We start from the raw sequence: 21,923 nt of genomic DNA on the forward strand, positions 1-21,923 counted from the left end.
CAACACTCATATAGATGGGCTCACTTACATCCCCCTATGTCCCGTTCGGCACTGGTCGGCAACGTCACCGCGATGCTAGAGGACGCGGGGTTCGTGGTCAGCGACCGGTGTGCGATCCGCCCGAAGAGCTTCGACGTCGCGGCGCGCCGCGGCGAGAACCTGTTGCTCGTGAAGATCCTGGGCAACATCGACGCCTTCAACGAGGAGACCGGCCACGAGATGCGGCGCCTGGGAACCTACCTGCAGGCGACGCCGCTGGTGATCGGACTGCGCAGCCGAGACGAGGATCTCAAACCCGACGTTACCTACTTCCGCCACGGCGTCCCCGTCCTCAGCCCCGACACGGCGTACAACCTGTTCATCGAGGACGTTCCCCCGCTGATCTACGCGGCGCCCGGCGGACTGTACGTCAACATCGACGGCGACCTGCTGGCCGACGAACGCGAAGGTCACGAACTCAGCCTCGGACAGCTCGCCAGCCAGCTCGGCGTCTCCCGACGAACGGTCTCGAAGTACGAGGACGGGATGAACGCCTCCGTCGAGATCGCGATGGCACTGGAAGAGCTGTTCGACGCCTCCCTGACCAGTCCCGTCGACGTCCTCGAGGGCGCCGACGAGGTTCACGAGATCGAGTCGACCCCGGACGATCCTGACGCCGATCCGACCGACGAACAGGTCGTCGCCGTCCTGACGCGAGCCGGCTACCGAGTCCATCCCACTGTCCGCTCCCCGTTCAAGGCCGTCAGCGAGGACGAGGGCGACAGCGGCGTCGTCCTCACCGGCCACTCCGAGTTTACCGAGGCTGCCGAGAAGCGGGCCCGGATCATGAGTTCGATCGGCCGCGTTACCCGTACGCAGTCGGTGTACGTCGTCGACCGCGCAAAACAGGAGTCCGTCGACGGCACCGCCCTCGTCGAACGCGAGGAACTCGAGGAGCTCCGCGATGCGGACGATCTCCGTGCGGTGATTCGCGAGCGGGCCGAGCGCGAGGAAGCCGTCTGAGACGCGACCCGGAACAATAGCCCGACGTCGACTATCGGAGCTGGATCGCCACGGTGTTGCCCAGGCCGATCGGTCGGAGCCTTCGCTTGTTGCGTAGCGGCTCGAGCTATACTGTACTCGTTTGCGCTTACGCAAATGAAAACGTTTCCGCATCCGTCGACTATCGATCGGGCGCTCGAGCGACTCGCGAGCGATCAGTTTCGGCGCAGGGACTCGAGCGAGAAGTCTCCGGGATCGATCCGTCGGCTCTCGGGCTCGTACTCGATGACGCCCGCGTCCGCCAGTCGCGGGAGATGTGCGTGGTGAAGCGTAAGCGCGACCCGTTCGACGGCCGGTCTCCCCTCGTCGCCGGTCTCGAGTTCGGCTTCGCGGTTCGCGACCGCGACGGCCAGTTCGTCGATCCCGAACGGCTCGGTGTGCTCGGCGAGGATCGAGACTGCGACTCGGCGTCGATCCGCCGCGAGGAGTTCGTGACGCTCACGTTCGGATAGCTCACCTCTCCCTACACGCTTGTCGGCCGCATCGTTCGAGGTTCGATCCACTTCATGCTCACCTGGGATTGATCTACATGACGAGTCGTTCGACGATAACGACGGACTAGAACCACTTAGGTCGAATTCCGGCGGGAGCCAGCGAGGGCTTCGATTTCGACTGCAGTTTCGCGCCGGGCTCGAGCGGTTGACTCCGTCGGCGGAATATTGATGCATGAAAGCATGGAACATGGAACGATGCGATCGGAATCTCTAACCGACGCGCTCCGGGAGACGCTCGCGGTCTTCGACGGATCGGGCGAACCCCGGACCACACCCGAGGTCGCCGAACGGCTCGAGTTGGGTCGACGAAGCGCGTACGCCAGACTGGAACGACTCGCCGAGCAAGGCTGCCTTGAGACCAAGAAGGTCGGCGCGAACGCTCGAGTCTGGTGGCAGCCGTCGACGGGTGAGGTAACGGAAGCGAACTCCAGGGGGCTCGAGGAAGTGGTCGCCCGGATTAGCGACGGATTCTTCGCAGTCGACGACGAGTGGCGACTCACCTATCTCAACGAGGTCCACACGTCGATGTTCGACGAAACTCGGTCGGAGCTACTGGGCGAGCGCCTGTGGGACGTTGCGCCGGAACTGGTCGACACCGCCTTCGAGACGGCCTATCGGGAGGCAATGGAGACTCAGACGGCAACCATCGTCGAAGCATACTTTCCGCCACTCGAGGGCTGGTACCGGGACATCGTCCACCCGTCGCCGTCGGGGCTGTCGATCTACTTCACAGACGTCACCGAACGCAAGGCGCGCGAACGGACCCTGGAACGGTACGAGCGCATCGTCGAAACGGTCGGCGACGGAATTTACGTCCTCGACGGCGACGACCGGTTTACGTTCGTCAACGACGCGTTCGTCTCGATGACGGGATACGGCCGCGAGGAGCTACTCGGGAGCTCCGCCGAACACGTGTTCGGCGGCGAGTTCGAGGAGACCTGGACCGATTCCGACCGGAGCGTCGCCGTCCTCGAGGAGCAGCTACACGGCGCCGACGGCGAGTCGTTCATCGTGGAGAGTCGGCTCAGTCGGCTCGAACTCGAGGACGGCGAGCGCGGACGCGTCGGCGTCGTCCGCGACGTGACCGATCGGGTCGACTACGAACGGGAACTCGAACACCAGCGCGAGCAGCTGGCGGCGGTGACCAGCATCGGCGGGATCGCAAACGAGATCATCCATGCGATCATCGGACAGCCAACCCGGGCGGACATCGAGGACACGGTCTGTGAGAACCTCGCGAACTCCAATTCGTACCTGTTCGCCTGGATCGGAGAGATCGACACCGCGACGCAGACCGTGGATCTCCGAACCGAAGCCGGCGTCGAGGGCTACCTTGACGAGACCACGATCTCGGTCGATCCGGACGACGACCGGAGTCGGGGGCCTACCGGACGTGCGTTTCGATTCGGTGAGGTGCAGACAACGCGGGACGTCGACGCCGATCCTCGGTACGAGCCCTGGCGGGACTACATCGAACCCTACGGAGTTCAGTCGTCCGCGGCGATCCCGATCACTCACGAGGGCGCTATCTACGGTGTGTTGAACGTCTACGCGGAGCGTCCGTACGCCTTCGAGGGACAGGAAGGAAGACAGATCACACAGCTCGGCGAGGTCATCGGTCACGCGATCGCCGCCGCCGAGCGCAAGCAGTCGTTGTTGAGCGACGATCTCGTCGAACTCGAATTCCAGATTCGGAACGTCTTCGCAGCGTTGGGCGTTTCGAACGAAACAGCCGGGAAGATCACGTTCGACCATACGGTCCCGATCGGGGACGACGAGTTTCTCGTCTACGGCACCGCCACGCCGGACGCCGTCGAGACCGTCCACGATCTCGCAGCGGCGGTTGACGGAGAGACGGACGTCACTGTCCACTCGGAAGCGACCCCTCCCGGGTTCGAGATTCGGATGACCGATCCCCCGGTACTCTCGGTTGTCGCATCGCTCAGTGGATACATCGATAGCGCGTCGGTCGAGAACGGTGACTTTCGACTGACGATCCACCTCGCACCGAGCGTCGACGTTCACCGCGTCGTCGACGCGGTCGAGTCGGCGTACCCGGACGCCGAACTGCGCTGTCACCGCCAGATTACGCGACCGCGAGACGACCCGCGACCCGTGCAACGCCGTCTCGCTAGCGAACTTACCAATCGGCAACATGCTGTCCTCTCCGCGGCGTACTACGCGGGGTTCTTCGAGTGGCCCCGCGAGAAGTCCGCGGCGGAACTCGCGGACTCGCTCGACATCGCCGCACCGACGTTCCACCAGCACCTTCGGAAGGGCGAACGGAAGGTGTTCGACTCGCTGTTTTCGCCGCCGGACGAGCCGGAGGAGCGATCGTGAACGACTCGAGGAGTGAAATGCTGAATGCCCCCTCCCCTCGGGTCGCGACCCTTTTGTCTACTTCGCACCAGAGCTCATTTTAAATACAATAATATAGTTCCAAATTGATGTGGTATCGAAACTATGCTCTCGAGAGTATTTTAACCCTATATGGACAGGTATATTAGCTGCACACAGTGCGATTTCATACTCCTGGCGTCGAGCGCCGAGCGACCGCGACCGGCGCGACATCGTACGTGTCCCGGCTGTGACGGAACCGACTTCCGGTTCGAGAGCGACGGACTCACCGTTCTAGAGGAAGAGTCCGCTCCACGAAAGTAACCGCAAACGATCACGCAAACGTTTTCGAAAACGTTTGCGAGGATGGCCGTCCCGGTTCCGCGGATCGGCGGTTCCGCTCCGAGAGTCCGACGAAACCAAGGCGTTTCGATCCTATGCGAACGTATGGGAGGGACAGTTGCGGAGATCGAACTTTCGCCCTCGGAGTTCGTCCTCGAGGAGACGATCAACGCCGTCGAGGGACTCGAGTGCGAGGCCGAACGAGTCGTCGCGAACGGCGACGGCGACGTCATACCGTTTCTCTGGGTCGACGCGCCCGACCTCGAGGGGCTCGATGACGTGCTCGAGGACGACGAAACCGTCGACAACGTCCGACTGCTTGCGGACGTCGACGGCGAACAGCTCTACCAGATGGACTGGGTCCGACGGGTCGACGCGCTCGTACAGATACTCGTCGAGGAGGAAGGGACAGTGCTCTCGGCGGTCGGCGATGCCAGCGGCTGGCGGTTCCGGCTGCTGTTTCCCGACCGGGACAGCCTGTCGCGGACGAACGACTACTGCCGATCGAACGGGATCCAGTTCCAGCTCCACTCCGTCTACAGTCTCGAGGAGGGTCGTCAGGGGCGGTTCGGTCTTACTGACGACCAGCAAGACACCCTGGAGATGGCCTTCGAGCGCGGCTACTACGAGATACCTCGCGATGCCGACATGATGGCGCTGGCCGAGGAGATGGGTATCTCCCACCAGGCGCTCTCGGAACGGCTCCGCCGAGCTCACCGCAGCCTCGTCCAGAACACCGTCATCATCGGTCAGGAGAGCGATCCCGACGAGTAAGAAGACGACCATTCTGCCACTCTGACTCGAGCCCGTCGGAAGGCTATCGTCGGCTCCTGTGACTGCCAATTTGTAGCTTCGCGGTCACGACTGTAGTCGGCGCTCGATCGGCAGTGGCTGCAAAAGTTCCACCGTCTGGCGACCCGTCATCGGGTAGCTATCTGCCGCTCGAGCCCGTCTCTCCCGTGAGGAAACCATCATGGTCACGAACACGGCGGGCGGAATTCTGCGCAGAACGGTACTGAAAGCCGGCGCGGCGGCGGGGGTACTCGCGGTGAGCGGCTCCGCGAGCGCGGCCGACGACACCGACGACGAGACGAACGACGTCGACGAGCCCGACGGGTTCGAGGTGACGGTCCTAGGGGAACACGCTCCGTTCGTTGACGACGTCGCCGCGACGTTCGAACTCACCTACGCGGACGGCGAGACGGACGATCCGACCGTCGTCGAACTCGAGGACGCCTCGACGGTCGTCGTCGCGGAGGCGACCTGGGAGGCTGGGGCGAGGTCGGGTTGGCATCGCCACCCGGGAATGTCCGTCGTCCACATGGTCGAGGGCGAGATCGAGCACACGATGGAAGACGACTGCGTCCCCCGGACGTACGCGGCTGGGGACGCGTGGATCGATCCGGGCCACGTCCACAGGGCCGACAGCGAGGACGGCGCGTTCGCCTACGTGACGTTCCTCGGGATTCCCGAGGACGAGCCGCCGACCGAGTGGGTCGAGCCGGTCGACTGTTGAATGACCTCGAGCGACCCACACCCGGTCGGTCGGGAAACGGGGGGACTGGAGCCGTGACCGCCGCGGCTGTTCGGCGAGGCGACGGTGACCGAAGCGGACGGGCGATCGTCGTCGGGGCGGGCGTCGCCGGACTGACTGCGGCCCGCGTCCTCGCGGACTCGTTCGATTCAGTGACGGTAATCGACCGTGATGCGCTGCCCGACGAGCCCGTCGCACGGTCGGGGGTTCCCCAGGCCAACCAGATTCACATCCTCTGGGAAGCCGGCCGATCGGCGCTCGAGGAGCTGTTTCCGGGGTACACCGAGGAGCTGCGTACCGCTGGCGGCGTGGCCATCGACGGGCAGCGCAATCTGCACCTGTACAGTCAGGGCGAGTTCCTGGCAACGGGGACGTCGTCCTTCCCGCTGTACGCCGCGAGCCGACCGCTGTACGAGCAGCTCCTCCGGCGTCGGGTCGCCGAGTTCGAGAGAATCAGACTCCGGCCGCACTGCCGATTCGTCGACTACGAAACCGACGAAACCAAAACGGCCGTAACCGGCGTTCGCGTTCGCTCTCGAGGTGCCGAGCGGACGGTGCGTCCGGCAGAGCTGGTCGTCGACGCGACCGGCAGGAAGAGTCGAACCCCGGCCTGGCTGGCGCGAAACGGTTACGGACGGCCCCCGACAGACGAGGTGACGATCGATCTGGCCTACACGACGGTCGCCCTCGAGCGCCCGCCCGACGACCGCCGGATGATCGGGATGCTCGCCGAGCCACCCCGAACCAGGGGCGGGGCGGTGTTACCCGTCGAGGGCGACCGATGGCTCGTGAACGTCCACGGCGTCCACGGGGATCACCCGCCGACGGACGTCGACGGGATCGGCGAGTTCGTTGCACCCCTTCCGACGCCCACGTTCGACCGGTTACTCGAGGAGTGTCCGCCGCTGGCGGAGACGGGTCATCACTACCCATTCCCCTCGAATCGACGCTACCGCTACGAGGCCCTCGAGCGGTTCCCCGACGGGCTGGTCGTGGTCGGCGACGCGGTCGCCAGCTTCAATCCGATCTATGGCCAGGGGATGTCGGTGGCCGCGCTCGAGGCACTGGCGCTCGGGCGCACGCTCCGAGAGGGGCGAAGCGGGATTCCGATGCGGTTTTTCGACCGCATGGCAGCGATCGTCGACCCCGCATGGATGCTGGCGATCGGGGCCGACAGCGCCTTTCCCGAGACGCGGGGTGACGTTCCCCGGGGAACCGCGGTCTTCGACTGGTACCTGTCTCGACTGTTTCGGAGGGCCCACACCGACGGAATGCTGACCGACGCCTTTCTGGGGGTCCTCTCGATGCAACGGCCTCCGTCCTCGCTGCTCCGCGCCAGCGTCGCGTGGCGCGTGCTCGCTCCGAGATACGGCGGCAACCGATCGGCTCGAGACTCTCCGAACCGACCGCCTTCGGCTCGCGAGAGGAAACCGGATCTCTCCCCTCGGCGATCGAACCGACGCTGACCCGACAGTAGGTCGGAGAGAGGACACCGCCGTTACAGGTTCGGAAGCTCGGTCGCCGGAAGGAACTGTCCAGTCTGCCGGTAGACGCCCCCGAGAAGGACCACCCCCGCGACCAGCGGAAGCGCCGCACAGGCGAGGTACACGGGCCCGAATCCGACGAGTTCGGTGACCGGAAGCGACACGATCGGGCCGACGCCGCCGCCGACGTCTCCGAGGACGTTGTTCGTTCCGACGGCACGGCCCATCCGACCGTCGTCGGTGAGATCGCCGAGCAGTGCCATCATCGGACCGCTCGTCCCTCCCTGTCCGGCGCCGATGAACAGACAGGCGACGGCGAGCGTCCCGGCCGAGTCGGCGGACGCGAGGAGGACGAACCCCACGAACAGGATCCCGAGAAAGCACAGCAACACCGGGACCCGCGACTGCTGCAGGTCGCTCACGTAGCCGCCGAGGAACATGAACAGCCCCGCGGTGACGACCGTGATGGCCATGAACAGCCCGGAGGTCCCCTGCGCGTCGAAGCCGAGCAGCCCGATGTCGTTCTCGCCGAGAAAGAGGACCAGCGTCGAGAACAGGACGCCGAAGTAGACGAAGAGTACGGCGAAGTTGATCAGCCCGACCGTCACTGCGGGAACGCTCGTGTCGACGTCCCACGGCTTCACCGACTGGCGAGCGTCGCCCTCGACGTGCGTCTCCGGGATCGTCGCGTACGCCAGACCGCTGGCAACGAACGCGAACACCGTCGCGAGGAGAAACGCCGCGATCTCCCCGCCGATCTCGCTGACGACGCCGCCGACGACCATCCCGGTCGGCGCCCCGAAGAGAACCCCGCCCCTGATGAGCCCCATACTGGTTCCCCTCGAGCCGCCGTCGCTGACGTCGGAGGCGATCGTGTAGGCGGTCGCGAACACGAGCGCGCTGCCGACGCCCCACAGGAACCGCGCGGTCAGAAACCACGCCTCGGGAACGGGCGCCGGGATAGCGACGACGTACCCGAGGGTGGCGAACCCCTGGACGAACATTCCGACGACGAACGGCGTTCGCGTCCCGATTCGGTCGACAAGGATTCCGGCGGGCGCGTTCGCGACCAGTCTCGAGAAGCGGTTCGCGCTGAGGATCACGCCGACCATGAACGGAGAGATGCCGAGAATGACCCCGAGATTCGGCAGGATCGGGAAGATCACGCCGCCGCCGAAGCCGATGAAGAACGTACTGAGTATCACGGCCCCAATAACGACATACCGGTCGTCACCCGCTCCGCTCAGCCGGTCGATAGATCGCGATACCGGACCGTTCATCCGGTCTCGCTGCTGCTATCCGGGTGCGTTCGGTCCTGGCGTCCCGTCCGCATCGGTTCGAACTGTTCGTCGGCCCTCATCCTGACTGCCTAGTCAGTTAGCGCTCAAAGCAATTACGATCTCGCCCGGAACACGGGATGGTGAAGCGAAATATGGTTTACTGGCGTGTGATTGGCTCCTCGTCGACGCGCCGACAAGCATGAGTCGAGATAGTGCAGTGTCAGTCCAGCCTACCGCAGCTCGAGGAAGCGTGCAAACGCAAACGAAAACGCAATCGCAACCGCAAACAGACTCAGATGTTCTGCTGGGCGTGGCGCCCGACCGCGTCGCTGAGCTGTTCGGTTTTCTCGGGCGTCGCGGTCTCGAGCCCGACACGGACGGCCAGTCGGACGATCTCGCTCCGGTCGAACCCCTCCGAGCACTCGCGTCCGAGCGCCTCCTCTAAGGCGTTGCCGACCGCGGTCATCTCCGCGTCGTCCTCGTCGAGAGTCGCCAGAAGCGCCGCGACGGGCTGGTCGCGGACGGCGACCGTCTTCGGGCGTTCACCGCTGTCGACCGCCTCGATGGCATCGACGAGTTCGTCGACGAACGCGGAGTCGGCCTCCGTTCTGATCTCGTCGTTCCGGTCGCCGCGCTCGGTCTTCTTGCGTAGTTCCTCGAGTTCGTCACTCATTGTCGCTCACCCAGTCGCCGCTGGAGGACCGAGGCGCTGTCGAGAAACGCCTCGCGAGCGCGTTCGGCGGTCGTCGAGGGCTCCTCGAGCGCGAACACCGTTCGCCCCTCGTCAGCGGCGTTCCGGATATCCTGGCTCGCGGGGACGTGTTCGGGTGCGATGGCGCCCTCGTACTCCTCGCCGAACCCCTCGAGGTACTCGGTTGCGAGCTTCGTTCGAGTGTCGACCTTGTTCGGCAGGATCATCGCGAGGTCGACGTCGACGCCGAACTGGTCGTCGATCTTCGCCAGATCGCGCTCGAGGGCTGTCGCCTGCTCGCTCTCGAAGGGGCCCATCTCGACAGGCGCGACGACGTTCCGGGTCGCCCAGAGCCCGTTGTAGGTGACGTTGTTCGTCAGTCCCGGCAGATCGATGAGAACGGTGTCGTACCGGCCGTCGATGTACTCGTCGAGGAACCGCTCGAGTCGGGAGTAGCGCTCTCGAGCGTCGTCGATGTTGCCGAGGTCGGCGTCGAGCGAGTCGAGCCCGGGGTGGGCGGGGATCAGGTCCACGCCCTCGTCGGTCTCGACGATCAGGCTGTCGACGGCCGCGTCGCCGAGTTTCGAGGCGATCTGATCCCACTCCTCGGCGAACACCGTCGAGATGTTCGGCCAGTCGTCGTCGTTCTCGATATCTTCCTGGACTTCCGACCAGACGCCGAAGTGTTTCGCCAGGTCGCCCTGTTTGCCGGCGAGGTCGATGAGCAGGACGTCCTCACCCGCTTCGGCGAGTGCGACGCCGAGGTGGGCCGCAGAGGTCGTCTTTCCGGTGCCTCCCTTGTCGAGAAAGGTCGCGGCTCGATTAGTGCTGGCTTCCATTCCGTATCCGTTTGCGCAAGCGTTTGCATCTAATATAAAAGCTCGTCAGACGCGTACAGAACGGCGCTCGGCAATCGCTCACAGCTCGTGGAGCCACGAATGCGGCCGAACACGATGGCTCGAGACGGCCGAAGCGAACCCACGGAATCCGCCGACAAATCTGATATCGCTATACACAATCCAAACCGACGATCGAAATACGGGGTTCGCGAAGGCGGCTATCGGCGACTCGAGGCCGGCTCGCATCGGGGGTAAGCGAGTCTGTCAGTCCGCTCGGAAAGCGACTCGTTGCGTCGAATCGGGTCCGATAAGTAGCCGTACACGTTTCGATCGAAACGAGTGGGAACGATTTCGACACGCTGGCGGTACCGGGAGACGGTGCTGGCGCTGTGTACGCTCGCCTTTTTCGTCACGATGGTGGGGCGACTGGCGATCAGCCCGATCATCCCCGATATCGTCGACACGTTCTCCGTCTCGAACGCGGTCGTCGGACTCTCGCTGAGCGGGATGTGGCTCGCCTACGGCCTCGCGCAGTACCCGAGCGGCGTGCTGGCCGACCGCTACGGCGAGCGGCTGATCATCCTCGTCGCCGTCGGCGGCTCGGCGTTGGCCGCACTCGCCGTCTCGCTCACGCCCGCGTTCGCGCTGTTCTTCCTCGGGACGATCGCCCTCGGCGCCGTCGCCGGGCTGCACTACAGCGTCGCGACGACGCTGCTCGCCCGAACCTACGACAACGTCGGTACCGCCGTCGGCGTCCACAACACGGGCGCGACGATCGCCGGGCTCGTCACGCCGGTCGCCGTCGCCTGGCTGGCCGTCCGATTCGGATGGCGAGTCGCCGTCGCCGCCGTGGCGCTGATCGGAATCCCGTCGGCGATCCTCTTCGCCTGGAAGGTCCGTCCAACCGAGCCCCGTCGACCGGAGACGCCGCTCCGAGATCGGTTTCAGGTCGCGCCCGTCCTCGAGCTCCTCTCGCGGCCGCCGATCGCGTTCACGCTGTTCGTCGCGATCGTCAGCGAGTTCGCCTGGCAGGGAACCGCCTCGTTCCTGCCGACGTTTCTCATCGAACACCAGGGCGCCTCGACGACGTTCGCCGGGGCGCTGTTCTCGGCGTACTTCGTCGTGCAGGGCGTCGCCCAGATCGGGGTCGGCGCCCTCTCCGATCGGATCGGACGGGACCGGTCGATCGGTCTCTGTATGCTCGCTGGCGTCGTCGGGTTCGGGGTGCTGATCGCGTCCTCGAGTACGCTCCCGATCGTCGCCGGGATCGTGCTCGTCGGGGTCGGGATGAGCTTCGGGGCGGCGCTTATGCCCCGATTCTTACAGGAGCTCTCGGCCGAGGAACAGAACGCCGGCTTCGGGCTCGTCCGCACCGTCTACATGATCGTGGCCGCGATGGGGTCGGTCGTCGTCGGCGCCCTCGCGGACCTGTTCGGCTGGGCCGTCTCCTTCGGCTTCCTCGCCGCGTTGCTCGGTGCGGTCGGGCTGGCGCTCGCGCTCAACTCGCTGCTCGGGCTCGAGTACTGACCGAACGCGCGTTCTCGACGTGGTGCAAACTACAGTCGGTCGTGGCGGTTTCGTGCAGCGAAGTTAAGGGTCGACGTGCGCAATATTGTGGTGTATGAGCAACATCGACTTCGAACCGGCGGAGGTCGCTCGCCGCATCGACAAAGGGGACGAGGATCTCTTCGTGCTCGACGTCAGAAACGAGGACGACTACGAGAAGTGGCGGATCGAAGACAGCACGAACCTCCCGATCTACGACGAGTTACTTGACCACGACTACTCGACGCTCGAGGACCACCTCGAGGACCTTCCCAAGGATCGGGAGATCGCCGTGGTCTGTATCGCCGGGATCACGTCGGCACGAGCCGCCGACTTCCTGCGCGAGCACGGGTTCGACGCGAAGTCGATCGACGACGGGATGAACGGCTGGGGCCGGGTCCATCGCTCCTACGAGGTCAACGGCGCCGACGGCGTCGTCCAGATCGTCCGTCCCGGGACGGGCTGTGTCTCCCACGTCGTCCACGACGGGACGGCGGCCGTCGTCGTCGATCCGAGCCAGTACGTCGACTACTACCTGAGCGAGGCCGACGAACGGGACCTCGAGATCGTCGCCGTCGCGGACACTCACGCCCACGCCGACCACGTCTCGGGCGCGCGGCGGCTTGCCGGCGAACTCGACGTCCCCTACCACCTCCACGGGGACGACGCCGGCGAGCTCGAGGGAGTCGTGGAACTCGAGGACGGCGACACTATCCCCGTCGGCGACCGATCGGTCGAGGTCGTTCATACCCCGGGACACACGCCCGGAAGCGTCTCGTTTACCTTCGGCGACGCACTGCTATCCGGGGACACGCTGTTTCTCCGCAGCGTCGGTCGACCCGACCTAGAGGACGGCGACGAGGACGCGATCCGAAAGGCCTCGAGCCGGCTGTTCGACAGCCTCGATCGGCTGCTCGAACTCGAGGGCGACCGGATCGTGCTACCCGGTCACTTCAGCGACGAGTCGATCCGCCCGCTGGCGACCCGTCTCGGCGAGCTCCGCGAGGAGACGACGAACGAGCTGCTGGGCTACGTCGAGGAGAGCGACGAGGAGGCGTTCGTCGAGACAATCGTCGAGAGCCTCGCCGACGAGCCGGCGAACTACAACGAGATCAAGCAGATCAACTGGGGGAAGAGCCAGCCCGGCGACGACGTCGAGGAACTCGAGCTGGGGCCGAACAACTGCGCGGCGAACTGACGGCGCGTCTCGACTCTGGAGATGGAAAGCGAACCGGGCGAGCTATCAGGCGTACGTCTCCTCGAGATACTCGACGATATCGTCGCTCTCGTGCATTCCCTCGACGTCCTGGGACTCGTCCGAGATGACCGGGACACCGTTCTGGCCGCTGACGCGCTCGACCTCGGTGCGGTCCTCGTGGGAGCGGGGAACCTCGATCACGTCGTAGTCGAGTTCGAGCTCGTCGAGTTTGGTTCGAACCTTCGCACAGAACGGACAGCCTGGCAGTTCGTACAGCGTGATGTCGGACATACCTGTTGTAGCCGATAGACACCAAAGAGGCCACCGGTCGGCCGACGAGTTGCCGGAACCCGCGACGCGTCTAGAAGACGACCATGCCGGCCTCGACGGCGAAGTAGACGACGAAGTAGACGATGAACGCGAACGCCAGAATCCACTGACCGAGCGACACGTCCCGTTTCTCGCCCATCGCCGCCTTGAGCAGCGGGTAGCTAATGATCCCGGCGGCCAGCCCGTTCGCGATCGAGGTCGTTAGCGGCATGATCGTGATCGTCAGTCCGGCACTGATCGCCCATGCGGGATCCTGCCAGTCGATATCGGTGACCCCCTGAAGCATAATGATCCCGACGACGACCAGCGCGAGGTAGGTTGCGTACTGGGGGATCGCTTGCATCAGCGGCACGATGAGTAACGCGAGTCCGAACAGCCCGCCGACGACGAGCGCCGTAAAGCCGGTTCGTCCGCCCTCCTCGAGGCCCGCCGAGGACTCGATGAACGTCGTCACCGTCGAGGTGCCGATCATCGCGCCGAACGTGGTGCCGACCGCGTCGGCCATCAGGGGTTTCTCGATCTCGGGCAGATCACCCTGCTCGTCGAGGAACCCGCCGATCTGGGAGACGCCGATGAGCGTTCCCGCGGTGTCGAAGAAGTCGACGAAGAAGAACGTAAAGACGACCAGCGCGAACACGAGCGGGTCGTCGGTGATCATTCCCAGGCCGTCGACGAACCCCCAGAACAGCGGCGTGAAGTCGTACTGGACGGACGCGATCATCGAGCCGAGTCCCTCGTTCGTCACCTCGTCGTACGATCCTTCCGGGGTGAGGACGTCGGGACCGACGACGCCAGCGAGCGTCAACGCCCAGCCGGCGACTGCCGTCGTCACGATTCCAATGATGATCGAGCCACGCAGCCCTCTGGCGTAGAGCAACAGCGTCAGAACCAGGCCCGCGAGCGAGAGCGCGGCGACCGGGCTCTCGAGGACGTTACCGAGCGTGACCAGCGTCGCGTCGTACGGCACCACGAGTTCGATCTCCTGTAAGCCGAGAAAGAGCAGGAAGACGCCGATCCCGGCGCCGACGGAGAACTTGACGGGTTCCGGAAACAGTTCGATGATGTACCGCCGTGCGCCGACAGCTGTCAGCGCGATGAATATAATGCCCTCGACGAAGACGGCCGCCAGCGCGAGTTGCCACGGAACGCCGAGGATGACGACGACAGTAAAGGTGAAGAACGCGTTCAGCCCCATCCCCGGGGCGAGTCCGAACGGCCGGTTGGCGTAGAACGCCATCACCAGTATCGCGGCGATCGACGCGAGGATCGTGACGACGGCGAGCATCTGGATGACATCACCCTGGCCGTAGACCGTGCCGTTGATCGTCGTTTCGCTCTGGAACTCGCCGGCCTCGTGATCCCAGAGGATCGCCTGACTGAGGATCGTCGGGTTGACGACGATGATGTACGCCATCGCCAGGAACGTCGTGATTCCGGCGATCAGTTCCGTCCGCAAATCGGTGTCGTGCTCGTCGAACCCGAAGTACGCGCCGATACGATCGAAAGCCCCCATGTTGGATGTTCAGGCATACCCAGACGGATTAGTTAAAGTTCACGTCTTTGGATCCACCTCACTAATACACGTCCGTGTATACATTTTTGATACTCGGGTGAGAAATCCGAAACGAATCGTCCCGATGAACCCGAACGAACGTATTTGACCCCCGGGATCGTATCCGATCATCATGAGGTTTGTCATCGTGGGGTACGGTCGAGTCGGCTCGCACACTGCGCGCATTCTACACGAGGAGGGCCACGACCTCGTCGTCGTCGACGACGATCCCGATCGGGTCGAACGAGCGGCCAACAACGGGTTCGACACCGTCGAAGGCGACGGTGCCGACGAGGACGTACTGCTCGAGGCAGGGGTCGACGAGGCGGACGCTATCGGCGCCTTCACGCCGGATCTCAACGTCAACTTCGCGGCCTGTATGGTCGGAAACCACCACGGCTGTCGGACCGTGTTGCGCATCGACGAGGACTACCGGGAGGAGATCTACGAGCGCTACGCCGAGGACGTCGACGACATCGTCTATCCCGAGCGCCTCGGTGCGGCGGGTGCGAAGACGGCCATGCTCGGGGGCGACTTCAACGTCGTCGCCGATCTGGCGGCGAACCTCCAGCTGACCGTCCTCGAGATCCGGGAGGGCTCCCCCGCGGTCGGCAAGCGGATGAGCGAACTCGAGCTTCCGGAGTCCGCCCGGATCTACGCCCACGGCCGCGCTCGCGAGGCGCTAACGATCCCGCTTCCGGGAACCGAACTCGCCGTTGGCGACGAGGTCGCCGTCGTCGCGGAAACCGAACGAATAGACGAGCTTCAAGCCGCGCTGCTACCGGCGTCGGCCTGAGCAAAAAACCGGGCGGCGCAGAGAGCCGTGGACGCGCAGTCGAGATGGGATGGGGTATCGTTCGGCGCGTCCGTCGTATCCGTCCACGCTCCGACCAATAAAACCACGTCAGACGGCCGGCTGACGCTACTCATCCTCGAGGCGGAAGACGAGTATGTTCTGGTGAACCATCGAGGGGACGAACGAGAACGGGTAGCCGTAGACGTGCAGATCCTTCGTGGGATCGTACCAGACGAGGTTGGCGGCGAGCGTCAGCGGGGCCGTCGATTCGATCGCTCGCGCCAGCTCCGCCGAGAGGAACTCGTAGGACTGTTCGCGGTACATGTCGCCGATGAAGACGACGACGTGGCCCTCCGGCGTGACCGCGTCGGCGAACCGATCGAACTTGGCGGCCATGTCCTCGAGCCACTCTGCCTTCGTTCCGGAGCCGTCGCCGTTCGCGCTCGTGTCGGCCTCCTCGTCGCCGTCGAACGCCCCCAACTTGCTCTCGCGAGTCTCGTGCTCGTTTCGGGTCTGCTCGAGTTCGTCCATGTGCCAGTAAGGGACGTCGGTGAGCAGCAGGTCGACGCTGTCGTCCTCGATTCCGTCGATCAGGTCGGCGCAGTCACCGCATCGCAGCTCCTGTTCGGCCAGCGACGGCTCCCCGCGGGCCCGTCGCTCCTCGTTCTCGCGCTCGAGGACCTCCGCGTAGAGGTCGACCCAGCGCTCGTTGCGTTCGAACCCGATTGCCTCGCGAAGTCCGGTACCCTCGTGCTCGCAGAAGCTTGCTCCCAGCAGGGTGCCGCCGACGCCGGCGAAGGGATCGAGGACGGTGTCGCCGGCCTTGCTGAACCGGTCGATCAGATCGGCACAGAGCCGCGGCGGTTTCTGGCCGCCGTGCTCGCTGCGCAGGTCGTGCTGGACGTCCGGCGGATACCCCTCGGCGATAACCGACTTCGTCGCATACTTCCACTCCCTGCCGGTGAGGTCGTTGACCCGGTTTCGCTCGTCGTAGACGCCCCGGCCCTCGACGTAGCACTGGTGATCGGCCAGTTCGCTCGTGTCGATCACCTCGCCGTCTTCGATCGGCAGCGACTCCTCCTGGGCGCGCTCGGCGTCGAACGCGCCGTCGTCGTCGGTTACGAGTCGGCTCTGTCGGTGACAGTCCCCGTCGTCCATGGCACGTCCTCGACTGTTCGCCAGGACCACTTAAAAGCGCGTTCCGCGGGGTTAGCTGGTGTAGGAGCTCTCGCCGACGACCTCGAGGAACTCCCCGCGTCCCGTCGACGTCGTTCCGTCGAACTCGGTTACCCGAACGCGAACCTGTTTCTCGACCGTCTCCGGCCCCGCACCCTCGACGATCAGGTGCGTGTCGCCGATGTAGACGTGTCCTTCGGTCGCACCGTTCGACTCCGCCACGAAGACGTCGACCACGTCGCCTACCTCGAGCGACGGACTCGTCTCGCGGAACCGCCAGCCCTTGAGATACTTTTGCAGGAAACTCATAGTCGTGCCACCTCCTCGCTCTCGCGGTCGATAACGTACTCGCGACCGAATCCGGTGATCGCCGCGACCACGAAGACGGCGACCAGCAGCCAGCCCTGGAAGACGAACGGGACGACCTCGATCGGCGTCGCGAGCATGTCAGCCGTGAGCCAGTCGTACTCGCCGGGGAGATCCTGCATCGCCGTAAATCCGGCGAGAACGCCGCCCGACCACGGGAAGATGTACCCCAGTGCTGCGGTCTGGGCGTCCAGGATGTTCGCTCGCCGGTAGCCGTTCAGATTGAACCGCTCGCCGATCTTCGAGATGTACGGGCCGATCGCGACCTCGGCGGCCGTGTTGATCGTGATAACGGCGTTGATCAGCGCCGCCGAACCGACCATCGTGAGTTCGGCGTTGCGGACGTTCGTCGCAAGGTTCTCGATCGACCAGTCGAGAATCGCCTGGAAGGCTCCCCCGCGGATCATGATCTGGGCCGCAGCGATGATCAACAGGACGAGGATCGCGAGTTCGAAGAAGCCCGCCGCGCCGTTGATCAGGCTGCCATCGACGTTGACCGCGTCGGGGTCCTCGACGATCGTCAGGATCGGGAGGAACTCGAGGGGCTCGGCGAGCGGGGCGTCCTCGGGTGCGTTGAACATGACGATATCTCCGAGCGAGAGCAGTCCGAGCGTGAGCCCCGAGACGGCAGCGACGACGATCCCCCACGAGATCGCCTCGACGATGTGTCGACCCGCGACCGCGGCGCCGATGACGACGCCCATCGAAACGAGGTGGATCAGGCCGATCGGTTCGCTCTGGGCGACGAGCAGTTCCTGGGCGTCGCCGCCGATCTCGAGCCCGCCCATGAACTGGCCGGCGACGAGGTAGCCGCCGAACGCGATGATCGCGGCGATGATCACGTACTTGAAGCGGGAAGCGACGACGCCCCCGATATCGGCATCCTGGGTGACGGCGCTGACGATTGTCGTGTCACTTACGGGTGCGAGGTTGTCGCCGAAGATCGACCCCGAGAGGATCGCGCCGAACAGCAAGATCGGGTTCGCCCCGAGAAGAAGCCCCGCAGGGAAAAACAGCGTGACGAACGCGATCGCGGAGCCGTACCCGGTCCCGATTCCCGTGGTAAACAGCGCCGCGAGGACGAACGTCGCTGCCGGAAACAGCGTCGCGCCGATCCCCCCGACGTCGGCCAGCCAGACCAGGCCGTCGACGAAGCCACCGTCCTGTAGCAGCTCGGCGAACATACCGGCCCAGATCCAGGCGACGATCGCCGTCACTGCGACCGGTTGGGTCATCCCCTCGAAGATCGTGTTCGCGTACGTTTTCCAGCTCCCGCGGACGAAGAACATTCCGAAGATCAGCCCGAGCAGGATTCCGACGACCAGCCCGCCCGTATCGGAGATCCGCCAGAGGGCCGTCTGAGCGACTGCCCAGAGGATGAAAAAGGCGATCGGGAACGCGCTCATACCCCGTCCGCCGTAGAACGAGATCCGCGGCTCGTCGTCTTCGGTACCCTGGGTGAACGACTCGCTCGGGTCGGACTCACCCGGTCCGCCGTTCTCAGTACTCATCGTAACACACGACGGTAGTATCCCAACTCTGGCGGATAAATGTTATCAAATACTGACCGAACGCTACCCGTTACTGTACACTTTTGTTCTCTCCTCGAGAGAGGGCTGACGTGTCGGTGTCCGTCGAGACCGTCGTCGTCCTGTCCGCCGCGGTACTCGGACTCTGGATCGGTGCGCGCTGGCTCGTCGACGCAGCCTCGGATATCGCGAGCGCGGCCGGAATCTCGCCGCTCGTGATCGGCCTCACCGTCGTCGCGTTCGGGACGTCCGCACCGGAGTTCGCCGTCTCGATTGTCGCTACCCTCGAGGGCAGCGGCGACGTCTCCGTCGGCAACGTCGTCGGCTCGAACGTGTTCAACCTCGGCGTTGTACTGGGTGCTGTCGCCCTGCTCGCCCCGTTTCGAGCGACCGAGACGATGCTCCGTCGGGACGCCGTCGCGATGGCCGTCGCCACCGCGGTCGCAACAGGGCTTCTCGCGAATCGGGTTGTTTCGCGACCCGAAGGTCTCGTTCTCGTCTCACTCCTGGCGGGGTACCTCGTCGTACTCGGCGTTGTCGCACGTCGGGAAGCCGACGATACCGGCCGGGTGTCCTCCGAATCAACGGAGGAGAACGGACTCGAGGCCACTGAACCGACGATTCGACTCGGACCGGATGCGGGACGGCTCCTCGTCGGACTCGCCCTGGTAGTCGGCGGCGGTCACCTGCTGGTCGATTCGGCGACGACGCTCGGACTCGCCGTCGGCGTCTCCGAGTGGGCGATCGGCGTCACCGTCGTCGCCGCTGGCACGTCCGTCCCGGAGCTCGTAACGTCGATCGTCGCCGCGCGTCGAAACGCCGTCGCGATAGCGGCCGGGAACGTCATCGGTTCGAACGTGTTCAACCTCCTCGGGGTTCTCGGCGTCGCAGCGACGATTCGACCGTTGACTGTCGATCCCGCGGTACCCGCCAGCCTCGTCTGGCTCGGTGCGATCACCGCGGTCACGACGGTCGTGTTGGTGACCGGCAGACGGCTGACCCGGCCCGAGGGAGCGGTCCTGCTCGCAGTCGCGGCCAGCTACTGGCTCGCGAGCGCCGTCGGCTGGCCGTCCGGGTGACATCGACGTCAGCGCGAGCCTTTGTACCCCCGAGACCTACGACGGGTATGAACATGCTTGTCGACGGCGAGTGGCGAACCGACGCCTACGAAGCGACGGACGACGACGGCTCCTTCGACCGGCAGGAGACGACGTTCCGGGACCGGATCCGGGACGACCCCAACGCCGAGTTTCAGCCGGAGGCGGGCCGCTACCACCTCTACGTCTCCTACGCGTGTCCGTGGGCCCACCGAACCCTCGTGACGCGCGCGCTGAAGGGTCTCGAGGATGCGATCTCGGTTTCCGTGGTCGACCCGTATCGCGGCGAGGACGGCTGGCAGTTCACTCCCGAAAAGGAGGACTGCACGCACGATCACGTCCACGACGTCAACTACCTCCGCGAGCTGTACGTCCGCGCCGACCCCGACGTTACCGCCCGCGTGACGGTCCCCGTACTGTGGGACAAGCGGGAGGACACCATCGTCAACAACGAGTCAAGGGAAGTCATGCGGATGCTCGACACCGAGTTCGACTCGGTCGCTTCCCGGGACGTCAACCTCTACCCCGACGGCTACCGAGAGGAGGTCGACCGCATTATCGACGAGATCTACGAGCCCATCAACAACGGCGTCTATCGAGCCGGCTTCGCGACCAAGCAGGATCCCTACGACGAGGCGATCGACGAGCTCTTCGAGGCGCTCGACCACTGGAACGGCATCCTCGAAGACCAGCGGTACCTCGCGGGTGACCGACTGACCGAGGCGGATATCGCGATGTTCACGACGCTGGTCCGATTCGACAACGTCTACCACACCCACTTCATGTGTAACGTCAACCAGATCCGCGACTACGAGAACCTGTGGCCGTATCTACGCGACCTCTATCAGACGCCAGGCGTCGCCGACACCGTCGACATGGACCACATCAACGAACACTACTACACGACACATCCGGACGTGAACCCGCATCGAATCGTCGCCCGCGGACCGGATCTCGCGTTCGACGCCCCCCACGACCGGGACGAGCTGCCGGGCTCACCGCCGACGGCGCTCGAGGCGGCAAGTTCGGACGACTGACACGGACCGGCGCTAGTTCGGCACGATAGTACGTACCTTCAGGAGCCACTTGGGGGCTGGCGTGGTTCGCGGTCGCGGCGCCACTGCTCGAACCTGTGTTCTTCCTCTTCGGCGAAAAAGGCCCGCCAGACGAGCCAGCCGAGCGCGAACACGGGCCACAGTGGAAGCAGAACGAGAGCGATGAGCAACGCGACGATGTATCCGAACAGCGACATCTGGCTGTTCGGTCCGTAGCCCGTCGACTCCGCCACCTTGGTTGACATACGTCGGCATAGAACCGTTCTAGTATTCGGTCTTTCGGTCTCGAGAGCGAGCGGTCAGGCGGTCTCGAGCCCGTCTCTCGAGGCCTCGTCGTCGTCCAGAACCGCCGCAGCGTCGTCCTGTGGCCGATAGTCGAGATCGAGCATTGTCTCCGAGAGTGAGAGGAACCGCTCGCTGTTGTCGGAGATGCCGTGTGCCGTCAACGGCGTTTTGGGAAGCGTCCGCGTTGCCGCCGCGTAAATGACCCGCCGACAGTCTCCCGGACTGAGCCACATCGCGCGGGCGTACCGCTCCCCGGCCCCGTCTCGGTTCGCAACCGCATCTCTGAGTTCGTCCCGAGTCAGCAGCCAGCCGATTCGGAGGTTGACTACGTCGAGCCCGTGGCGGTTCGCGTAGTACTGCCCCATCGCCTCGCCAAAGACCTTCGTCACGCCGTAGTACGTGTCGGGATCGGGCTCGTCCGTCGGGCGAACGACCTTGGGTTGGCCGTTCGTCGACTCCGGGCGCGTCGGCGAGACGGTGTTTCCCATGTTGACCGCGTGGTTGGAACTCGCGAACACGACCCGCTCGAGATCGTGTTCGACCGCGGCCGCGAACACGTTGTAGACTCCCTCGACGTTTGGCCCGGAGACCTCGTCCCACGCCGCCCTGGGATCGGGATTCGCCGCGAGGTGGACGACGACGTCCTGTCCCTCGAGGGCGTCGAACACCGCCTCGCGGTCAGTGACCTCGATCGGCGTCGTCTCGAGATCCTCGGACTCGCTGTGGGAAAACAGCGTCAGTTCGGCTTCGGAGAGGGCGTCGATCGCCTCCCTGCCGACGCTTCCGGATGCACCGGTGATCGCGATGTTTGTCACGCTCGAGCGTACCTCGTCCGACAGCAAATAGGTCGGGCCGGCGGGTTCCGGTCTCCTGCTGATCCGCAGTCGTCTCTACTCGAGTGTGCAATAAATACGGAAAGCCCACACAGCCGTTGCTGTGCGGGCTTAGAGAG

General features: G+C 64.8%; 21 protein-coding genes. 10 read left to right on the forward strand and 11 right to left on the reverse strand.

Annotated features, from left to right (window positions below; genetic code table 11):
- Positions 1-36: 36 nt before the first annotated feature.
- On the forward strand, positions 37-1,002 hold the full coding sequence (locus QA600_RS10375; RefSeq protein ID WP_278291861.1) for a transcriptional regulator: 966 nt from the start codon (positions 37-39) through the stop codon (positions 1,000-1,002).
- A gap of 194 nt (positions 1,003-1,196) precedes the next feature.
- Here the strand turns inward: QA600_RS10375 and QA600_RS10380 are convergent, their stop codons facing one another.
- Positions 1,197-1,544, reverse strand: coding sequence for a hypothetical protein (locus tag QA600_RS10380; RefSeq protein ID WP_278291862.1), 348 nt, complete (start codon positions 1,542-1,544; stop codon positions 1,197-1,199).
- Between the two features lie 186 nt (positions 1,545-1,730).
- Here QA600_RS10380 and QA600_RS10385 point away from each other — a divergent pair, with 186 nt between their 5' ends.
- From QA600_RS10385 to QA600_RS10400, 4 genes are all read left to right on the forward strand, one after another.
- The gene (locus tag QA600_RS10385) at positions 1,731-3,875 is read left to right on the forward strand and encodes a bacterio-opsin activator domain-containing protein (RefSeq protein ID WP_278291863.1); all 2,145 of its coding nucleotides are present in this window, start codon (positions 1,731-1,733) and stop codon (positions 3,873-3,875) included.
- A 444-nt stretch (positions 3,876-4,319) separates the two neighbouring features.
- Positions 4,320-4,988 carry a helix-turn-helix domain-containing protein gene (locus QA600_RS10390; RefSeq protein WP_278291864.1) on the forward strand — a complete coding sequence of 223 codons (669 nt, stop codon included), beginning with the start codon at positions 4,320-4,322 and terminating at the stop codon, positions 4,986-4,988.
- Between the two features lie 199 nt (positions 4,989-5,187).
- Positions 5,188-5,730 (forward strand): cupin domain-containing protein, encoded by a 543-nt coding sequence (locus QA600_RS10395; RefSeq protein ID WP_278291865.1) that lies wholly within the window; start codon positions 5,188-5,190, stop codon positions 5,728-5,730.
- 53 nt (positions 5,731-5,783) lie between these two features.
- Positions 5,784-7,214, forward strand: a complete 1,431-nt coding sequence (locus QA600_RS10400; RefSeq protein ID WP_278291866.1) for an FAD-dependent monooxygenase — start codon at positions 5,784-5,786, stop codon at positions 7,212-7,214.
- A gap of 32 nt (positions 7,215-7,246) precedes the next feature.
- Here the strand turns inward: QA600_RS10400 and QA600_RS10405 are convergent, their stop codons facing one another.
- From QA600_RS10405 to QA600_RS10415, 3 genes are all read right to left on the reverse strand, one after another.
- On the reverse strand, positions 7,247-8,512 hold the full coding sequence (locus QA600_RS10405; protein ID WP_278291867.1) for an MFS transporter: 1,266 nt from the start codon (positions 8,510-8,512) through the stop codon (positions 7,247-7,249).
- Positions 8,513-8,804: 292 nt separating this feature from the next.
- Positions 8,805-9,185: a hypothetical protein gene (locus QA600_RS10410; RefSeq protein WP_005555918.1), complete on the reverse strand. Its 381-nt coding sequence runs from the start codon at positions 9,183-9,185 to the stop codon at positions 8,805-8,807.
- Positions 9,182-10,042, reverse strand: coding sequence for a ParA family protein (locus tag QA600_RS10415; RefSeq protein ID WP_278291868.1), 861 nt, complete (start codon positions 10,040-10,042; stop codon positions 9,182-9,184). Before QA600_RS10415 ends, QA600_RS10410 begins: the two co-directional genes overlap by 4 nt.
- A gap of 339 nt (positions 10,043-10,381) precedes the next feature.
- On the opposite strand from QA600_RS10415, the gene QA600_RS10420 reads away from it, so the two are divergent.
- Together QA600_RS10420 and QA600_RS10425 are read left to right on the forward strand one after the other, a co-directional pair.
- Positions 10,382-11,569, forward strand: a complete 1,188-nt coding sequence (locus QA600_RS10420; RefSeq protein WP_278291869.1) for an MFS transporter — start codon at positions 10,382-10,384, stop codon at positions 11,567-11,569.
- A gap of 94 nt (positions 11,570-11,663) precedes the next feature.
- On the forward strand, positions 11,664-12,785 hold the full coding sequence (locus QA600_RS10425; RefSeq protein ID WP_278291870.1) for an MBL fold metallo-hydrolase: 1,122 nt from the start codon (positions 11,664-11,666) through the stop codon (positions 12,783-12,785).
- 45 nt (positions 12,786-12,830) lie between these two features.
- Here the strand turns inward: QA600_RS10425 and QA600_RS10430 are convergent, their stop codons facing one another.
- Both QA600_RS10430 and QA600_RS10435 read right to left on the reverse strand, forming a co-directional pair.
- Positions 12,831-13,076 carry a glutathione S-transferase N-terminal domain-containing protein gene (locus QA600_RS10430; RefSeq protein WP_278291871.1) on the reverse strand — a complete coding sequence of 82 codons (246 nt, stop codon included), beginning with the start codon at positions 13,074-13,076 and terminating at the stop codon, positions 12,831-12,833.
- Between the two features lie 70 nt (positions 13,077-13,146).
- The gene (locus QA600_RS10435; protein ID WP_278291872.1) at positions 13,147-14,628 is read right to left on the reverse strand and encodes an NCS2 family permease; all 1,482 of its coding nucleotides are present in this window, start codon (positions 14,626-14,628) and stop codon (positions 13,147-13,149) included.
- Positions 14,629-14,800: 172 nt separating this feature from the next.
- Here QA600_RS10435 and QA600_RS10440 point away from each other — a divergent pair, with 172 nt between their 5' ends.
- Positions 14,801-15,463 carry a TrkA family potassium uptake protein gene (locus tag QA600_RS10440; RefSeq protein WP_278291873.1) on the forward strand — a complete coding sequence of 221 codons (663 nt, stop codon included), beginning with the start codon at positions 14,801-14,803 and terminating at the stop codon, positions 15,461-15,463.
- A gap of 126 nt (positions 15,464-15,589) precedes the next feature.
- On the opposite strand, the gene QA600_RS10445 is transcribed toward QA600_RS10440, so the two are convergent.
- The 3 genes from QA600_RS10445 to QA600_RS10455 are packed head-to-tail and all read right to left on the reverse strand — an operon-like array spanning position 15,590 to position 18,516.
- A complete protein-coding gene (locus QA600_RS10445) occupies positions 15,590-16,621 on the reverse strand; it encodes a DNA methyltransferase (RefSeq protein WP_278291874.1) in 1,032 nt (343 codons plus the stop codon).
- A 51-nt stretch (positions 16,622-16,672) separates the two neighbouring features.
- On the reverse strand, positions 16,673-16,948 hold the full coding sequence (locus tag QA600_RS10450) for a TRAM domain-containing protein (RefSeq protein WP_278291875.1): 276 nt from the start codon (positions 16,946-16,948) through the stop codon (positions 16,673-16,675).
- A complete protein-coding gene (locus tag QA600_RS10455) occupies positions 16,945-18,516 on the reverse strand; it encodes a Na+/H+ antiporter NhaC family protein (RefSeq protein WP_278291876.1) in 1,572 nt (523 codons plus the stop codon). Before QA600_RS10455 ends, QA600_RS10450 begins: the two co-directional genes overlap by 4 nt.
- 110 nt (positions 18,517-18,626) lie before the next feature.
- Here QA600_RS10455 and QA600_RS10460 point away from each other — a divergent pair, with 110 nt between their 5' ends.
- Together QA600_RS10460 and QA600_RS10465 are read left to right on the forward strand one after the other, a co-directional pair.
- Complete coding sequence (locus tag QA600_RS10460; RefSeq protein ID WP_278291877.1) at positions 18,627-19,613, forward strand: calcium/sodium antiporter; 987 nt, start codon at positions 18,627-18,629, stop codon at positions 19,611-19,613.
- Between the two features lie 47 nt (positions 19,614-19,660).
- Complete coding sequence (locus QA600_RS10465; RefSeq protein ID WP_278291878.1) at positions 19,661-20,668, forward strand: glutathione S-transferase family protein; 1,008 nt, start codon at positions 19,661-19,663, stop codon at positions 20,666-20,668.
- A 38-nt stretch (positions 20,669-20,706) separates the two neighbouring features.
- Here QA600_RS10465 and QA600_RS10470 read toward each other — a convergent pair whose 3' ends face one another.
- A complete protein-coding gene (locus QA600_RS10470) occupies positions 20,707-20,931 on the reverse strand; it encodes a hypothetical protein (RefSeq protein ID WP_278291879.1) in 225 nt (74 codons plus the stop codon).
- Between the two features lie 54 nt (positions 20,932-20,985).
- Positions 20,986-21,786 (reverse strand): NAD(P)-dependent oxidoreductase, encoded by an 801-nt coding sequence (locus QA600_RS10475; protein WP_278291880.1) that lies wholly within the window; start codon positions 21,784-21,786, stop codon positions 20,986-20,988.
- Between the last annotated feature and the right edge of the window lie 137 nt (positions 21,787-21,923).

This window comes from Natronococcus sp. A-GB1 (assembly GCF_029688845.1).
GTDB lineage: Archaea > Halobacteriota > Halobacteria > Halobacteriales > Natrialbaceae > Natronococcus.

Excerpts from the sequence above, each read along its gene's own strand:
- QA600_RS10375 (WP_278291861.1), top strand. The coding sequence starts at position 37 with ATGTCCCGTTCGGCACTGGTCGGCAACGTCACCGCGATGCTAGAGGAC.
- QA600_RS10385 (WP_278291863.1), top strand. The coding sequence starts at position 1,731 with ATGCGATCGGAATCTCTAACCGACGCGCTCCGGGAGACGCTCGCGGTC.
- QA600_RS10390 (WP_278291864.1), top strand. The coding sequence starts at position 4,320 with ATGGGAGGGACAGTTGCGGAGATCGAACTTTCGCCCTCGGAGTTCGTC.
- QA600_RS10395 (WP_278291865.1), top strand. The coding sequence starts at position 5,188 with ATGGTCACGAACACGGCGGGCGGAATTCTGCGCAGAACGGTACTGAAA.
- QA600_RS10405 (WP_278291867.1), bottom strand. The coding sequence starts at position 8,512 with ATGAACGGTCCGGTATCGCGATCTATCGACCGGCTGAGCGGAGCGGGT.
- QA600_RS10410 (WP_005555918.1), bottom strand. The coding sequence starts at position 9,185 with ATGAGTGACGAACTCGAGGAACTACGCAAGAAGACCGAGCGCGGCGAC.
- QA600_RS10415 (WP_278291868.1), bottom strand. The coding sequence starts at position 10,042 with ATGGAAGCCAGCACTAATCGAGCCGCGACCTTTCTCGACAAGGGAGGC.
- QA600_RS10425 (WP_278291870.1), top strand. The coding sequence starts at position 11,664 with ATGAGCAACATCGACTTCGAACCGGCGGAGGTCGCTCGCCGCATCGAC.
- QA600_RS10430 (WP_278291871.1), bottom strand. The coding sequence starts at position 13,076 with ATGTCCGACATCACGCTGTACGAACTGCCAGGCTGTCCGTTCTGTGCG.
- QA600_RS10435 (WP_278291872.1), bottom strand. The coding sequence starts at position 14,628 with ATGGGGGCTTTCGATCGTATCGGCGCGTACTTCGGGTTCGACGAGCAC.
- QA600_RS10440 (WP_278291873.1), top strand. The coding sequence starts at position 14,801 with ATGAGGTTTGTCATCGTGGGGTACGGTCGAGTCGGCTCGCACACTGCG.
- QA600_RS10445 (WP_278291874.1), bottom strand. The coding sequence starts at position 16,621 with ATGGACGACGGGGACTGTCACCGACAGAGCCGACTCGTAACCGACGAC.
- QA600_RS10450 (WP_278291875.1), bottom strand. The coding sequence starts at position 16,948 with ATGAGTTTCCTGCAAAAGTATCTCAAGGGCTGGCGGTTCCGCGAGACG.
- QA600_RS10455 (WP_278291876.1), bottom strand. The coding sequence starts at position 18,516 with ATGAGTACTGAGAACGGCGGACCGGGTGAGTCCGACCCGAGCGAGTCG.
- QA600_RS10465 (WP_278291878.1), top strand. The coding sequence starts at position 19,661 with ATGAACATGCTTGTCGACGGCGAGTGGCGAACCGACGCCTACGAAGCG.
- QA600_RS10470 (WP_278291879.1), bottom strand. The coding sequence starts at position 20,931 with ATGTCAACCAAGGTGGCGGAGTCGACGGGCTACGGACCGAACAGCCAG.